We start from the raw sequence: 15,733 nt of genomic DNA, 5'->3' as shown, positions 1-15,733 counted from the left end.
GACAACTCCTGAAATGAAAAATGACCCGGCACAAACCCGCCGGGTCATGTACTCAGGCCACTAGGGTAGCCCATAAATGGGACAAAGGCATTACCAAAACAAGCCCTGGCAACATGTTGGCCACTGGAAAGAGCTTAATGTTACAGATGCGCAGCCCGGTCGCCACCATCAGCAGTCCGCCGGCGCAGGAGAAATCCGCCATCATATCAGGCGAGATCGACGGCAGAATAACCACCGCCAGCATCGCCAGCGCAATCTGAATAATGACCTGCGGGATAGCAATGGTCATCACCGCGTAGCCCAGCAGCGTCGCGAAAATCCCGGCGGTAAACAGATCGAGAATCGTTTTGATATACAGAATTGACGGATCGCCGCTCATGCCTTCGGTCATCGCGCCGAAAATACCGGTGCCGCTGGCGCAAAACAGAACCAGGATGGCGACAAATTTCTCGGTAAACTCTTCATGGCCAAGGCCATTGACCGGCGGCAGCACTTTGTTGATCAAACCGCGCGTGGAGCCTGCGGCTTTACCGATGCCCTTTTCCAGATGCAGCAGTTCGCCGAGGATGGCGCCAATCACCATTGCCAGCACGACGGCGGGCATATATTTCACTTTGAGCACCAGCGTAATACCAAGACCAACGGAGCACAGGCCGAAGGTCATCGGCAGCGCCGTTTTGACGCGCTCGGGGAGCTTGCCGCCCGCCGCAGCGCCGATGAGTCCGCCGATAATCACGGCGGCTCCGTTTACATATGGGCCGATTAACATTGAATGATTTCCGGTTAATTAAAACGTAGCTCGCCTTCACCCCAGCGGGGGATGTTGTTGACCTGCAGGTCAAACAGATCGAGCGCGCGATTGACGCTATGGGTAACGATGTCGTCCGCCGTTTGCGGACGCTGGTAAAGCGCCGGGACCGGCGGAAAGATAATCCCGCCCATTTCGGTTACAGCGGCCATATTGCGGATGTGGCCGAGGTTCAGCGGCGTTTCCCGGGCCAGCAGCACCAGGCGACGACGTTCTTTCAGCACCACGTCCGCCGCGCGGGTGAGCAGGTTGTCGGTCAGGCAGTGGGCGATGGCGCCCAAAGAACGCATTGAACACGGCGCGACCAGCATCCCCAGCGTTTTAAATGAACCGCTGGAGATAGCTGCGCCAAGATTGGCGATGGAATGCACCACGTCGGCCAGCGCCATCACCTCGTCCAGGCGGTAATCCGTCTCCAGCTCGCAGGTTTTTTCCGCGCCTTTAGAGACGACCAGGTGGACTTCAACGGGATGCGGGCGCAGTAGCTCCAGCGCCTTAACGCCGTACTGAAACCCGGATGCGCCGCTGATACCAATGATGATGCGTGCCGTCATGAGGTTCTCCTTTTATTCGAAATCTGCCAGGAAGCGCTTCACGTCCACTTCTTTAAATCTGGATCGCTGGAAGTTGTGCTTCAGATGGAACGGCACCGTGCAGTCGAATATCGTTTTGCAGGACATTCCCTGCTGCAGGATGCTCGGGCTGTATTCCGGTACCTGCGACGGATCGAGCGGATGGCAGCGAACGCCGGGAATAGTGATTGTATCGACATCGCCCTGGTAGCGGGTTTGCATGGCCCAAAGCACGTCGTCGCTGTCGAAAATATCGACGTCTTCATCGACCAGAATCACATGCTTCAGTTCCGGGAAGGCTGAGAACGCCAGCAGAGCAGCCTGACGCTGACGCCCTTCGTCCGCCGGGGAGGACTTTTTGAACTGCAGCACCGCCAGCAGCTTGCCGCCGCCCGCCGAATGGGCAAAGACGTTCAGCAGCTTGCCCGGCATCGCGCGTTCGACCATATCCAGGATGCTGGCTTCGGTCGGGATACCGGCCATATTGACGTGTTCTTCGCCTGGCCCTACGGTGGTGCGCCAGATAGGGTTAATGCGATGGGTGACGGCTTTCACCTTGATCACCGGAATAGCTTCTTTCGCTTCGCCGGTATAGCCGGGGAATTCCGGCATCGCGCGCCCTGTATCGGTGTTCTGGTCTTCGCGTACGCGGGCGTGGGGCAGCAGTTCGCCTTCAATCACGATCTCAGCGTGGGCGATCGCTTTCTCGTTGATGGTTTTACACTGCGTCATCTCCACCGCTTTGCCGCGCAGCGCGCCGGCGATACTTAACTCGTTGAAGCCCAGCGGGGTGGTCGGCGGCTCAAAGCAGGCGGCAATTTCAATCGCCGGATCGACGCCGATGCTGATTGAAATCGGCAGCGGCTGGCCTGCGGCTTCCGCCTTCATGCGGAAGGCGTCGATATGGCGGCCGGGCGTAAGCCACATGGAGAGTTCGTCGCGGCTCTGGACGCACAGGCGATGAATGGTGATATCGGACTCATGGGTTTCTGGATCGGAGGCGTAGCACAGGCCCATCGTAATATAGGGGCCGGCGTCTTCTTCGGTATTCGTCGGCGCCGGCAGCAGCTTGCGCAGATCGAAATCGGCATCGCTCGCCAGATGAATCACTTCCTGGCAAACCGCTGTGCCCTGGGTCATCACCGGGGCTATCGCCTTCTCCACTGAATCCTTCAGCAGGTGCCCCAGTTTTGCCGGTTCACACTGGAGAAAATGGCTGACGCGCTGACGGGAGCCATTCAGGCCAATCGCCACGCTGATATTTTCAAAGCCTTTGATTTTATTGAAGACCATAACCGGGCCATTCTTGCGGGTTGGACGCTGGCAGGTGCCGCCGGCGCCTACGTAACGATAGACGCCGGAGAGTTCGGCGTGCGGGTCGACTTCGGTATCGGTTTCAACATACTCGCCGGGTAGGGTTTTCAGTAGTTCCAGCGCGGAGCGTAAATCATGTACCGATGAGGGTGTTTTGTTATCACTATTTGCCATGGGATGTTCCTTCGGAAAAGAAGTTTTGCTCCCAGCACAATATTTTTACTGCGGCGGATAAACAAATACCGTTTACCGGATGGTCAGTAGATCAAAAAAGTTTATTTTAACAAGGTGTTAAATAATAATTAATTAATATGAGGAGCAACGCTGCGGCTTTTTATTTCTCCGTCTAAGTGTGATACTGGTGATAAATTACACTGCGGATAATGATGATGGATTTAAAGCGCTTACGCTATTTTTGTCGGGTGGTGGAACAAGGTTCGGTTAGCCAGGCGGCGAAGTCTCTGAACATGGCGCAGCCGCCGCTCAGCAAGCGAATTCAGGAGCTGGAAGAGGAGCTTCAGGTATCGCTTTTTGTTCGCCGGGGAAACCGCATTGAGCCTACGGAAGCCGGTTTTTTTCTCTATCGAAAAGCGTGTGAAATATTACGCCAGGTAGAGGATACGGCGCGGGAAACGACGGATATTGCGCACAAAAACAGAACTGAATTGAGAATCGGCTTAACTCATCTCTATCAGAATTATTTTAAAGCATTGCTGATGGAGGTATATCGACGTCATCCCGACACTTCCATAAATATTTCCGTTACCGACTCCAGCCACCTCGAGACGTTATTAACCGAGGGCGCAATTGATTTAGCCTTAATCCAGCGCCCCTACCGTAGCGAAGGTTTTGATTATGTCTCTTTTGATCCGATTAAGCTGGTCGCGGTGATCAATAAAAAATGCTTGCCGGAGCCGCCGTCTAATCCCTATAGCTACACGTCGCTGGCGGCGCTGCCATTAGTGTTGTTGCATCGTGCAAAAGATTCAGGGACTTACGAGATGCTGATGGATCTGTTTCGTAAATCTGGGGTCAATGCGAAGGTTATCATGCATATCACGCAGCCAGGGGTTATCCTCGATTGGCTGGACTCCGGCCTTGAGGCTGCGACGTTACTACCGTCTTCAGAAGTGGATGCCGATAAACTTAGCCACTGCTACGTGGTCGATGTTTTTCCCTCGCCGCAAATATTCTACCCGGCGCTGGTAAAATTGCCGTCTATGCCTTATCTGCCCGCGCTGATGGATATTATTACGCATGGCTATCCGTTTAATACTTCTGTATGAAGGGTAGCGATTGGGGATTGCCTTACGGGCTGGTATGATAATCGCCCCTGGTTTTGAGGTGAATGTTTGTGTTAAGCGCAGGACGCCTGATGAGAAAACGCTTTGTTATCGCAATAATGTTGCTGAGCAGCCTGATCGTCGCGGGGTGTTCCAGCTCATCCGATTCCGGTTCCACCTATACCGTGAAGCGCGGCGACACGCTGTACGCTATTTCACGTTCCACTGGCACCAGCGTCAGGGATCTTGCCCGTCTCAATAATATTTCACCTCCCTATACCATCGAAGTCGGGCAAAAGCTGAAGCTGAACAGCGGTTCAGGAACCACGGCGAAGGCGGGGGCATCCGGCAAGAAATCGTCAGTGAAACGTACCGCCGCCGTGACGCCCTCTTCGGCGGTGCCGCAGTCCTCCTGGCCGCCGGTCGGGCAACGCTGCTGGCGCTGGCCAACCAGCGGTAAAGTCGTGCTGCCATACTCCACCAGCGATGGCGGCAATAAAGGTATCGATATCGCCGGTAAGCGCGGCCAGCCGGTGTATGCGGCAGGGGCGGGCAAAGTGGTGTACGTGGGCAACCAGCTGCGCGGCTACGGCAACCTGATTATGATTAAACATAATGAGGACTATATCAGCGCCTATGCGCACAACGACAAGCTGATGGTGAACAACGGCCAGAGCGTGAAGATTGGCCAGCAGATCGCCACCATGGGCAGTTCGGACGCGGATTCCGTGCGCCTGCACTTCCAGATCCGCTACCGGGCGACGGCGATCGACCCGCTGCGCTATTTGCCGCCACAGGGCAGTAAGCCTAAGTGCTAAAAGGTTATTTTATCGGCAGTTAGCCCGGTTTGGGCTTGTCAGCGGGTGCGTAAGGTCTATAATGACCCACGCACCTCCTTGCGGGCGTAGTTCAATGGTAGAACGAGAGCTTCCCAAGCTCTATACGAGGGTTCGATTCCCTTCGCCCGCTCCAGACTTCTGAATTCTGCTCTTCCCCTATAAATTGATCTGGTTAACCCGCCTGGCATACTTGCCTCTTGTTTTTTGTTACTTAACACATATGATTTTTCATATGTGGTGTTGAACTTATATCTCTGTGGAGTATCCTGTCCGTCGACGATCGGGAGGAATGATGTCATTAACACCCTTACAGCTTTTCAAAAATCTGTCCGATGAAACCCGCCTGGGTATTGTGCTGCTGCTTAAAGAGATGGGGGAGCTGTGCGTGTGCGATCTCTGCGCGGCGTTGGATCAGTCGCAGCCAAAGATCTCCCGCCATCTGGCTATGCTGCGGGAAAGCGGATTATTGCTGGATCGCAAGCAGGGTAAGTGGGTGCACTATCGCTTATCACCGCATATGCCTGCATGGGCGGCACAGGTAATAGCGCAGGCCTGGTTAAGCCAACAGGAGATCGTACAGGCCATCGCCCGCAAGCTGGCATCAGCAAACTGTTCTGGAAGCGGTAAAGCGTTCTGCCTTTAAAAATTTGCCGTAATATATATGTTTTTTCGAATGTGATCTTCAGGGAGGGGGTATGCTACTGGCAAGTGCTATTTTTGTCCTGACCATTTTTCTGGTTATCTGGCAGCCGAAGGGGTTAGGCATCGGCTGGAGCGCGTCGCTGGGCGCGGTACTGGCTTTGATTGCTGGCGTTGTACATGTCGATGATATCCCGGTGGTGTGGAATATCGTCTGGAACGCGACGGCGACCTTTATTGCGGTAATTATTATCAGCCTGCTGCTCGATGAGTCCGGCTTTTTTGAATGGGCTGCGCTGCACGTAGCTCGTTGGGGAAACGGTCGTGGCCGTTTGCTGTTTACGTATATTGTTCTGCTCGGCGCAGCGGTGGCGGCGTTGTTTGCCAACGATGGCGCGGCATTAATATTGACGCCCATCGTGATTGCCATGCTGCTGGCATTAGGATTCAGCAAGGGCACGACGCTGGCCTTCGTGATGGCTGCCGGGTTTATTGCTGATACTGCCAGCCTGCCGCTTATTGTGTCGAATCTGGTGAACATCGTATCGGCAGATCTCTTCGGGCTGGGATTCACTGGATATGCCTCGGTAATGGTGCCGGTCGATATTGCCGCCATAGGCGCTACGCTGGTGACGCTGCACCTGTTCTTTCGCAAAGATATCCCGCCGGCCTACGATTTGGTCCTGCTTAAATCGCCGGCAAACGCCATTAAAGATCCGGCTACGTTCCGCACCGGCTGGATAGTTTTGATTCTTCTGCTGGTCGGTTTTTTCGTCCTCGAGCCGCTTGGCATTCCGGTCAGCGCGATTGCCGCGGCAGGGGCGATCATTCTGCTTGCGGTCGCTAAGCGCGGTCATGCCATCAATACCGGCAAAGTGCTGCGTGGCGCACCCTGGCAGATCGTCATCTTCTCATTGGGGATGTACCTGGTGGTCTACGGTCTGCGCAACGCCGGGCTAACCGAATACCTTTCAGGGGTATTGAACGTGCTGGCGGATAAAGGACTTTGGGCCGCGACGCTGGGTACTGGCTTTCTGACGGCTTTCCTGTCTTCCATCATGAACAACATGCCTTCCGTGCTGGTGGGGGCACTGTCTATCGATGGAAGCACCGCAACCGGCGTGATCAAAGAGGCGATGATCTATGCCAACGTGATTGGCTGCGATCTGGGGCCGAAAATTACACCTATTGGTAGCCTGGCAACGCTGCTCTGGCTGCACGTACTTTCACAGAAGAACATGACCATCTCCTGGGGCTACTACTTCCGCACCGGGATCGTCATGACTCTGCCTGTACTGTTTGTAACGCTGGCCGCGCTGGCGCTACGTCTCTCTTTCACTTTGTCATGAGATACACAAATGACCAACGTTACCATTTATCATAACCCGGCCTGCGGCACGTCGCGTAATACGCTGGAGATGATCCGCAACAGCGGTACTGAACCCACCGTTATTCATTACCTTGAAAATCCACCGCCACGCGATGAGCTGGTCAAACTCATTGCCGATATGGGGATCGCGGTACGAGTGCTGCTGCGTAAAAATGTTGAGCCCTATGAAGAACTGGGCCTGGCGGAAGATAAATTTACCGATGACCAGTTAATCGATTTCATGCTGCAGCATCCAATCCTGATTAACCGCCCGATTGTGGTGACGCCGCTGGGAACGCGCCTGTGCCGCCCATCGGAGGTGGTACTGGATATCCTTCCTGACGCGCAAAAGGGCGCGTTTGCAAAGGAAGATGGCGAGAAAGTGGTGGATGATGAGGGCAAAAGGCTTATGTAAATTGCCTGCGGGACGGTATCACTATCACTGAACGTTGCCCTGGACGCGACGATTATCTGCAGACGCCTCCTGATGCCGCTTCAGCCAGTATTGAATATTAATCATACCTGACTGAATAAGATCCGTGTTCAGGTAAGCTGGAAAATCATCAATAATCATCACCAGCGGAAACAACATGACGCTGTCGTCTCTATGTTACTGATCTTTGGTGGCCTGCCCGGTACCGGGAAATCAACCCTTGCTCGCCTGCTGGCCGCCAGCCTGACTCTGGATACCTCCGTACTGACCGCCGAAGAGGCGGTCGAGAGGATCCTTCAACATATCCAGTCAGGCACGCCGGTAAGCGCATAAAGAGCCGCCAGGGAATCACGGGCGGCATCGGCTGCAAGAACCTACATAAAAAACTTCACGGCCTGCTGTAACGTGGTGCCGACGCCCCATAACAGCGGCACGCTCACCGCCACCCAGCTTACGGTTAGCAGCAGCGTGGAAGGACGGGCCTCCCACGTGAGCTGAGCATTCTTGTTGATGGTGTACAGACCTTTCGCCTGCTGCTGCTGTTCCGCGGTCATCGCATGCTCTTCCGTCAGCGGACGCACCAGCTGATTACAGATAAAACCCATCACCAGCAGGCCGGTCAGCACCATCAGCGTAATATCATAGACGCGCTCGGGCGGGACCCCGTGCGTCAGCTGATACTCGCGTAGATAGTTGACCAGCACCGGGCCGCTGATCCCTGCCGCAGACCAGGCGGTTAACAAACGCCCGTGAATCGCGCCGACCATTTGTGAGCCAAAGACGTCGGCCAGATAGGCGGGAATACTGGCAAAGCCTCCGCCGTACATCGAAATGATAATGCACATCGCGCAGACATACAGCGCGATATAGCCGCCGTGATTCACCAGCGGCAACGTCCCGTACAGCGCGGCGCCCAGGCAGAAAATAATCGCAAAGGTCATTTTGCGCCCGCACAGGTCGGATACCGATGCCCAGAAAAAACGTCCCAGGATGTTAAACAGGCTTAGCAGGCCGGTAAATCCTGCGGCCATGGTAGCAATGCGTTTCAGCTGCTCGCCGTTCAGCTCATGCCAGCTCAGATCGAGCGACAGCAGTTTACCGGCAAAGATCTCCTGCAGCATCGGCGAGGCCATACCGAGAATGCCGATCCCCGCGGTGACGTTGAGCCACAGCACCATCCACAGCAGCCAGAACTGCGGGGTACGGCAGGCGACGCGGACGTGCACCTGGATCGTGGGATTATTGCGCATCGTTTTTTGCGCCTTCTCGCCCGAAGGGTGCCAGCCCATGGGCGGCAGACGATAGCCAAAGGTTCCGGCGAGCATAAACAGCGCATAAATCGCCGCCAGCGCCAGAATGCTTTGCCATACCCCGTTGCCGGCCGGACCGGCAAAGTAATTCATCAGTCCGTTTGCCAGCGGCGCCCCCACCAGCGCGCCTCCGCCAAAACCCATGATCGCCATCCCGGCCGCCATTCCGCGCTTATCCGGAAACCAGCGCAACAGCGTCGAAACCGGTGAGATATAGCCCAGTCCGAGACCGATTCCGCCGATGACCCCGGCTCCCAGCCACAGCAACCAAAGCTGGTGGAAATAGATAGCGACGCTAGATAGCAACAGGCCGCCGCACCAGCACAAGGTGGCAATAAAGCTCACCAGCCGTGGTCCAACCTTCTCAAGCCAGCTGCCCCACAGCGCCGCCGAACAGCCGAGAAAAACAAAAAACAGCGTGTAGGTCCATCCCAGCATGGAGATCTTCCAGTCGCAATCGCGGGTAAACAGCTGCTGCCAGAACGACATCGTGACGGGGCATTGTAAGGACTCGCTTCCTCCTATTAGCTGCGACATAGGCAGCCAGTAAACCGAAAATCCGTAGGCCATACCTATGCAGAGATGAACGGCCAGCGCGGCCGGGGGCACCAGCCAGCGGTTAAAACCGGGCCTGGCGATGATGCGTGGTTTCGCGAAAAAATCGCGTAAGGGAGAGACCGGTGCGGTCGCGACGTTTTCATTCATTTGCGCCATTTTCCTGTCCTTTTTATCTATATTGACCGACGAACGCCGCCGTCGGGGAACGTAGATAAAAGGCAAGAAAGGTGCCATTTGATTAAATTATGTACAGAAATGGCGACTGAAGCGAGCAAGCTTCGCCGAAGGGATGAGGCGAAAAGCCCGCCATCGGCGACGGGCGCCCCGCTCGCGATAAAAACGCCGGGCGCGCTATTATTTTGATAAACGTCGATCTCAGAGTGATACACCGCGACCGGTAACGTTCGGGCCGCTTCCTCCCGGACATGGCTGTGGGGTATTTCCCCTGCAGGGCGGGCGAGAGCACCCGCCGCTCTCTAGCTTAAGGTATCAATCCATTCGCTCTGGCGCGGGTTCTGCCGACGATAGCAGTGTACCGACACCGCCAGCTGCGTCAGGTCGGTGAAGACCATCGGATCGAGCTGAATATGCTTTTTAATCTGCTGCAGCCGGTAGGTGAGCGTATTGCGATGAATCCCCAACAGCAGCGACGTTTTGCCCGGCTCGGCGTTATTGGCAATAAAGCTGCTCAGGGTATCCAGCAGCACCTCGCCGGAATCATGCTCAAGCAGCTGGCGTACGTTATTGATAAAAAAATTCACCATATAGCTGTCTTCCAGCACCCGGAACAGGCAGAGCATCGCCATCTCGCGAAAGTAGTAGATTTGTCGCTGCGGCTGCACTTTGCTCCCCACCTCAATCACCGAACGGGCGAATCGGATAGCCTCGCGAATATCCGGGGCGTTGTCCGCCTGCACGCCAATCCCGATATGGTAATGGCTGATCTGATTGCTGAGAACAAACTCGATGCCCCGCAGCATCGTCTCCTGAGGTTCGCATAGCGTATTGAGGATAAGTATTTCATTGCTGCCCAGCAAAATGACGTCTCTTACCCCGGACAGCTGCGAGAATTCCCGCAGCAGCGTACTCAATACTTCGCTTAGCTGGTGCTGTTCGACCTGCACGGTCACCACAACCGGCATCAGCGGGGCATTAAAATTAAAGCCAAGCTCCACCAGGCGATGAAGCGCTTCCTGTCCGGCGGGCGCGGCTCCCTGCTCAAGGTACTGACAAAACAGGGTGTCGCGCAGACGCTGTCGCCAGTTGGTTTCCCGCATCTCTATGGCCTGGCGGACCAGTAGTTCGGCGGTAAGCACCGCCAGTTCAGCATAGCGGCTTATTGCCGCCGGGTCGCCGCTGATGCCCACCACCATCACCACGCGATCGTCATACATAATGGGATGATTAATCCCGGGATGCACATTCTGAAAACGCGCGGCTTCCGCGGTGTTATTAATACAAATACGTTTACCGGTGCGTATCACCTCGCGGGCGATTTCATGCTGCTCGCCGATACGATGACGTTCACCTGAGGCAATAATCTGTCCATGATGGTCAATCACGTTCACGTTATGATGAATTATCGCCATTGCCCGGGCGACAATTTCATTAGCCAGCGCCGTCGTAATAATCATACAGTTATCCGCTTATGTGCCTCTCCGCGCCGTCCGCTCAGAAAGGTTCGTAGAACATTCTCCGCTGCGTCGGCGAGGAGCTGTTCGCATGTGTTCATCGACTCCGCCAGCGGCATAGGGCGCTGGCAGATAGACCACATCGCGTCAATATGGTGTTGATACAATTGCCGACTGCTCTCATCGCGTCCGCCGCAAAGGGCCACAACCGGTACGCCGTGGCGCGCCGCTTTGCCCGCCACGCCCACCGGGGCTTTACCAAAGGCGCTCTGACGATCGAGCCAGCCTTCCCCGACGATGGTCAGCGCGGCATCGCTAAGATGGCGGTCGGCATTAAGCAGTTCCAGCACCAGGTCAATGCCCGGACGCAGCGTGCCGCCCGCATAGGCGATCAGCGCAGCTCCCATACCGCCCGCGGCCCCGGCGCCTGGCGCTTCGCTGACGTCGTAGCCGAGCGTTTGCGTAAGCTGCCGGCTGTAGTGCGCCATACCCGCCTCCAGCTCGCTCAGCGCCGCCTCATCCGCCCCTTTCTGCGCGCCATAAACCCAGGTGGCGCCATCGGTTCCAAGCAGAGGGTTGGTGACGTCGCAGGAGGCCTGAATTTCGGCCTGTCGTAAACGCGGGTCCAGTTCGCTTAAATCGATGCGCTGGATATGCGCAAGATCCTGGCCCGCGGCGGGAACCGGCAGCAGCGTGCCGTCCTTGCGCAAGAATCGTGCGCCAAGCGCCTGGGCGAAACCGATGCCGCCATCGTTGGTCGCGCTGCCGCCCAGCCCGATAATCAGACGCCGGCAACCGGCATCCAGCGCCGCTTTTACCTGTTCGCCCAGCCCAAAACTGCTGGCCAGACGCACATCCCGCTGCGCTTTCGGCGTAAGCTCCAGCCCACAGCTTTGCGCCATCTCAATAATGGCCCGCTCGCCGGGCAGGATCAGAAACGCGGCCTGTACGGCGAGGCCGTAAGGCGAGGTACAGCGCTGCTGCTGCCACCTCGCGCCTTTCAGCTGCGGACTTTCCGCAAGGGTCGAAAGCAGTCCCTCTCCGCCGTCCGACACGGGCATTTCGACCAGCTCCAGCGCCTCGTCAACCCGGCGCAATCCCCGTGCGACCGCTGCGCAAGCGGCCTGCGCGCTACAGCTGCCCTTAAACGAATCCAGCGCGATAACAATCTTCATGCGTTCTCCTGCGTTAATGCGCTTTGCGCGGCGTTTTATCGGTGGTCATCAGCTGCAACAACATCCCCAGCAGCGCGCATCCCGCCATGGTAAAGAAGGCGTAGATATAACCCGCCGGATTTTCCCATCCCCCACCGAACTGGATGAGCCAGCCCATAAGCAATGGCGAAAGGCCGCCGCCGATAAACATCGCCGTGGTGATAATTCCGTTGGCGGTAGAGGTGGCGCGTTCTTCGGCGGAATCCGAGGCCATTGCGTAGTAGATAGGCCACACGGCGTTGGCCACCAGGCCAAAAAAGAGCTGAATGGCGATAAGACGCGGCATATTGGTGGCGAAATAGAACAGCGCAATGCCGATACTCATCCACAGACCGCAGACGATCAGAGTACGTTTACGACCAAAGCTATCGGATAGCCAGGGCCAGATTATCTGGCCCAGAGTACCGGTCAGCGTGAAGATAATACTTAGCCCGGCGGATGCCGCCAGCGACAGGCCGGAGACGTGATAAAGATACGGCGGCAGCACAACGTTAATGCCCATATAGACAATTTGCGTCAGCAGGGTATTGCCCGCCGTTAGCGAAATATTGCGGTTGCGCAGGGTACGTAAAAAGGTCTTCATCCCTTCGCCTTTGGCAACATGGCTGCTTTCCTGGGTCGCCGGGCGCGTCATCCCCTGGCTATCGATATGCTGATAAAGCGTGTTGATGCGATCGGCGGTGGAATATTTCGCCCAGAAAATCATCAGCGGGATGGCGACGATCAGCGCCAGCAGGAAGCAGTAGCGCCAGCTGCCTTCGCCAAATGCGGAAAGCACCAGACTTGCCACCACGCCGCTCAGCAGCGCGCCAATCGGATAGCCGGTATGATGCACCCCCAGCGCGAAGCCGCGCTTCTCTTTCGGCCACCACTCCGCGGTGTTGCTGACGCCGACGGGCTCGCCCCAGCCGGCCCCGAGGTTGACGCCAACGCGCAGCAGCACAAACGCCGTCAGCCCGTGGCTGATCGCTTTAATCCCGGAAATAAAAGAGAGGGCGGTATAGCCCAGCACCAGCGGTACCTGAAAGCGCGCCCGCTTCCAGCCTGAACCGTAGCGATCGCTCCAGATGGAGCCGGGGATATCCAGCACCGCCAGGGCAACCATAATCAGCGCGACGACGTTGCCCCACTGTTCCGGCGAGAGCGAGAACTCCTTAGAGATGACCGGGCCAAGGCGCAGGATCATCTCGCGGTCGTAGGCGTTAAGCACCCAGATTAGCCAGCAAACCAGCAGCGAAACCCAGGAGAAACGATGTATCAGCCGCTTTTTTGCGCCTTGTTCGCCGGCAGGTGTTTGATTGATTGTTGTCATAGTCGTGTTTACTCCGCGGCGTCGCGACAGCATGGCGCGCGCCGCCAGGTATCAGGGTCAGAGTGGGTTCGCCGGGTATTATTGTTATCGCGGCGAGCCGGATATTCGTTTAACCGGCAAAGCGCCGTTCCGCTACGCCGGTGACGCCCAGGTCGTAAATGGCGAACAGGCTGCCGCGTAGCTGATTATCTTCCGGGAAGCGCGGTAGCGGCGGCTGCGCCATTGAGGTGACGTACAGCACGTCGAGGTTTTCGCCGCCGAACATCACGCTGGTGACTTTTTTCACCGGCATCTCAATGATGCGATCGACCTCGCCCTCCGGCGTGTAGCGCACCAGCTTGCCCGCATAGACCAGCGCGTTCCACAGATAGCCTTCGCTGTCCACGGTGGCGCCATCCGCCGCGCCGCCTTCGCTGCGATCGACGTGGCAAAAGACACGTTCGCCAGAGAGATCGCCGGTCGCGGTGTTGTAGTCCCAGGCACAGATTTCGCCCGTCCAGGTATCGGCAAAGTAGAACGTTTCGCCGGAGGGGCTCCAGCAGGGGGCGTTAGAGACGATGATATTTTTCTTCAGCACGTGCAGTGACAGATCGGCGTCCAGGCGATATAGCGCGCCGCTTGGCTCCTCTTCGCGCATATCCATCGACCCGAACAGAAAGCGTCCCTGACGATCGACTTTACCGTCGTTGAGCCGGTTAAAGGGCCGGTCCGCTTCCGGATGGTGCAGCAGCGTCAGCCCGCCGCTGGCGAAGTCGAGCAGATGAACGCCATTCTGTAGCGCTACCACCGCGCCTTCGCCGTTCTGGCGCAGGGCGAAAGAGCCAATTTTCTGCCGCACGTCCCAGCTCTTAATAGCGCCGCCCTGCGCGTTACAGGCGAACAGGCGCCCGTCGAGGCTATCTACCCACCAAAGACGTTGCTGCTCGATATCCCATACAGGGCTCTCGCCGAGGCGAGTTTTTAAATCCAGTAACACTTCGATACGCATAAGGCGCTCCTGATTAAGCGTTTTCGCCGCGGGCCTGTTTTGCCGAGGCGGGGGTAGAGGATGACGAACTTTTAATCAACAGAGATGCCAGCGCGCCGACAATCAGTAGCGCGACGGCGAACCATAAGCCGGACGTCGCCGCGCCGGTGCGGTCCTCAAACGCGCCGAGGATAAACGGCCCGAGAAAGCCGCCGCACAATCCGAGGCAGTTAAGCAGGCCGAAGCTGCCCGCCAGCATATGCCCGCTCATGATCGAGGGGAGCCAGTTAAAGATGATGGATTGCATGGCGAAGAACATGAAGGCGGCCAGCGAGAAGCCAAGCAACGCCACGCCGTGGCCGGCAATCGCGCCAATCGCCATGCCGGTCGCCATGACCAGATACCCGGCCATCAGCATGCTGCGCGAACGCTGTTCCGTCCGGGCGAAACGCGGCAGCAGGATCCCGCCAGCGGCGGCGGCGATCCATGGGATGGCGGTCAGCAGACCGATCTGCAGCGGGGTAAGCTGGCCCCAGCTTCCGATGATCCCCGGCAGGAAATAACTCAGGCCGTAAACCGAGAACTGGTGGGTAAAGTAAATCAGCACCAGCAACAAAAATACGCGGGTGGTGAGCGCGGTTTTCAGGGAAAAGCGGCTTGGCGTATGGCGCGTCTCCTCGGCTTCTTTCTCCAGCACCGCAGTGATTGCCTGTACGTCGTGGCTGTCCAGCCAGCGGGCGTCGGCGGGTTTATCCGGCAGCCTGCGCCAGACGACGAACGCCAGCGCTATCGCGGGCAGCCCTTCGATAAAGAACATCCACTGCCAGCCGTGCCAGCCGGACATTCCATCAAGGCTTAATAACAATCCGCCCAGCGGCGCACCGATAATATTGGCCAGGCAGACCCCCAGCAGGAACAGGCCGGTGGCTTTAGCGCGCTCTTCACGGCCAAACCAGAGGGTCAGGTAGTAAATAATGCCCGGATACAGCCCCGCTTCGGCGGCGCCGAGCAAAAGGCGCATCACGTAAAAGGACGTAGGCCCGGTGACGAACGCCATACCGCAGGAGATGATCCCCCAGGTGATCATGATGCGGGCGATCCAGCGCCGCGCGCCAATCCGGGTTAAAAACAGGTTGCTGGGGATCTCCAGCACCGCGTAGGTGAGAAAAAACAACCCGGCCCCGAGGCCGAATGCGGTTGCGGAAAGGCCGATATCCACCGACATGGTCGCTTTCGCCATGCCAATATTGGTACGATCAATAAAGCTGATGATGTACGCCACGATAAGTAGCGGCATCAAATGGCGGTAGATCTTTTTATGGGTGCGCTGTAGCTGCGTCCCGTTTACCGCCTTTTCATTTATTGCGGACATGGTTATTATTTCCCCGTATTCGTGGTCAGAAGCCTTGCCGGGATCGCGTCGATCCCGTTCGTCAGCTCACAGGTTGTCGCCGGGTGCTGACCCGAACGACGCCCGGCCCGAA

Annotated in this window: 15 protein-coding genes and 1 tRNA gene; 7 read left to right on the top strand and 9 right to left on the bottom strand. The window is 57.0% G+C overall.

Features of this window, described 5'->3' with window-relative positions; translation table 11 throughout:
- Positions 1 to 52: 52 nt before the first annotated feature.
- The 3 genes from BWI76_RS23785 to BWI76_RS23775 are packed head-to-tail and all read right to left on the bottom strand — an operon-like array spanning position 53 to position 2,868.
- Positions 53 to 769 (bottom strand): DUF554 domain-containing protein, encoded by a 717-nt coding sequence (locus BWI76_RS23785; RefSeq protein WP_004134433.1) that lies wholly within the window; start codon positions 767 to 769, stop codon positions 53 to 55.
- A 14-nt stretch (positions 770 to 783) separates the two neighbouring features.
- Positions 784 to 1,362, bottom strand: coding sequence for a UbiX family flavin prenyltransferase (locus BWI76_RS23780; protein ID WP_004134436.1), 579 nt, complete (start codon positions 1,360 to 1,362; stop codon positions 784 to 786).
- 12 nt (positions 1,363 to 1,374) lie between these two features.
- A complete protein-coding gene (locus tag BWI76_RS23775; RefSeq protein WP_049131302.1) occupies positions 1,375 to 2,868 on the bottom strand; it encodes a UbiD family decarboxylase in 1,494 nt (497 codons plus the stop codon).
- Positions 2,869 to 3,083: 215 nt separating this feature from the next.
- Between BWI76_RS23775 and BWI76_RS23770 the strand changes: the two genes are divergently transcribed.
- The 7 genes from BWI76_RS23770 to BWI76_RS28600 all read left to right on the top strand — a co-directional run bounded on the left by BWI76_RS23770 (position 3,084) and on the right by BWI76_RS28600 (position 7,590).
- Positions 3,084 to 3,980, top strand: a complete 897-nt coding sequence (locus BWI76_RS23770; RefSeq protein WP_049099823.1) for a LysR family transcriptional regulator — start codon at positions 3,084 to 3,086, stop codon at positions 3,978 to 3,980.
- 89 nt (positions 3,981 to 4,069) lie between these two features.
- Positions 4,070 to 4,795, top strand: a complete 726-nt coding sequence (gene actS / locus BWI76_RS23765; RefSeq protein WP_004134442.1) for an amidase activator ActS — start codon at positions 4,070 to 4,072, stop codon at positions 4,793 to 4,795.
- Between the two features lie 80 nt (positions 4,796 to 4,875).
- Positions 4,876 to 4,949 (top strand) — tRNA-Gly (locus BWI76_RS23760).
- 159 nt (positions 4,950 to 5,108) lie between these two features.
- Positions 5,109 to 5,459, top strand: coding sequence for a transcriptional regulator (locus BWI76_RS23755; protein ID WP_004134443.1), 351 nt, complete (start codon positions 5,109 to 5,111; stop codon positions 5,457 to 5,459).
- 52 nt (positions 5,460 to 5,511) lie between these two features.
- The gene (locus BWI76_RS23750; RefSeq protein ID WP_004134447.1) at positions 5,512 to 6,804 is read left to right on the top strand and encodes an arsenic transporter; all 1,293 of its coding nucleotides are present in this window, start codon (positions 5,512 to 5,514) and stop codon (positions 6,802 to 6,804) included.
- Positions 6,805 to 6,813: 9 nt separating this feature from the next.
- Entirely contained in the window at positions 6,814 to 7,239 is a 426-nt protein-coding gene (arsC, locus tag BWI76_RS23745) for a glutaredoxin-dependent arsenate reductase (RefSeq protein WP_004134449.1), read from the top strand.
- 192 nt (positions 7,240 to 7,431) lie between these two features.
- Positions 7,432 to 7,590 carry an AAA family ATPase gene (locus tag BWI76_RS28600; protein ID WP_004134456.1) on the top strand — a complete coding sequence of 53 codons (159 nt, stop codon included), beginning with the start codon at positions 7,432 to 7,434 and terminating at the stop codon, positions 7,588 to 7,590.
- Positions 7,591 to 7,631: 41 nt separating this feature from the next.
- On the opposite strand, the gene BWI76_RS23740 is transcribed toward BWI76_RS28600, so the two are convergent.
- The 6 genes from BWI76_RS23740 to BWI76_RS23715 all read right to left on the bottom strand — a co-directional run bounded on the left by BWI76_RS23740 (position 7,632) and on the right by BWI76_RS23715 (position 15,621).
- Positions 7,632 to 9,281, bottom strand: coding sequence for an OFA family MFS transporter (locus tag BWI76_RS23740; RefSeq protein WP_024358595.1), 1,650 nt, complete (start codon positions 9,279 to 9,281; stop codon positions 7,632 to 7,634).
- Positions 9,282 to 9,601: 320 nt separating this feature from the next.
- Positions 9,602 to 10,759, bottom strand: coding sequence for a CdaR family transcriptional regulator (locus BWI76_RS23735; protein WP_004134458.1), 1,158 nt, complete (start codon positions 10,757 to 10,759; stop codon positions 9,602 to 9,604).
- Entirely contained in the window at positions 10,756 to 11,931 is a 1,176-nt protein-coding gene (locus tag BWI76_RS23730) for a glycerate kinase (RefSeq protein WP_004134460.1), read from the bottom strand. The genes BWI76_RS23735 and BWI76_RS23730 overlap by 4 nt, the downstream gene beginning before the upstream one ends.
- 13 nt (positions 11,932 to 11,944) lie before the next feature.
- On the bottom strand, positions 11,945 to 13,315 hold the full coding sequence (locus BWI76_RS23725; protein WP_024358594.1) for an MFS transporter: 1,371 nt from the start codon (positions 13,313 to 13,315) through the stop codon (positions 11,945 to 11,947).
- Between the two features lie 76 nt (positions 13,316 to 13,391).
- The gene (locus BWI76_RS23720; RefSeq protein WP_024358593.1) at positions 13,392 to 14,270 is read right to left on the bottom strand and encodes an SMP-30/gluconolactonase/LRE family protein; all 879 of its coding nucleotides are present in this window, start codon (positions 14,268 to 14,270) and stop codon (positions 13,392 to 13,394) included.
- 13 nt (positions 14,271 to 14,283) lie between these two features.
- A complete protein-coding gene (locus BWI76_RS23715) occupies positions 14,284 to 15,621 on the bottom strand; it encodes an MFS transporter (RefSeq protein ID WP_004134464.1) in 1,338 nt (445 codons plus the stop codon).
- Positions 15,622 to 15,733 lie beyond the last annotated feature (112 nt).

The sequence above is a fragment of the Klebsiella sp. M5al genome, from assembly GCF_002090195.1.
GTDB classification, from domain to species: domain Bacteria; phylum Pseudomonadota; class Gammaproteobacteria; order Enterobacterales; family Enterobacteriaceae; genus Klebsiella; species Klebsiella grimontii.
The sequence above is the reverse complement of the archived record's forward strand: the minus strand, read 5'-3'. Positions and strand labels throughout refer to the sequence as shown.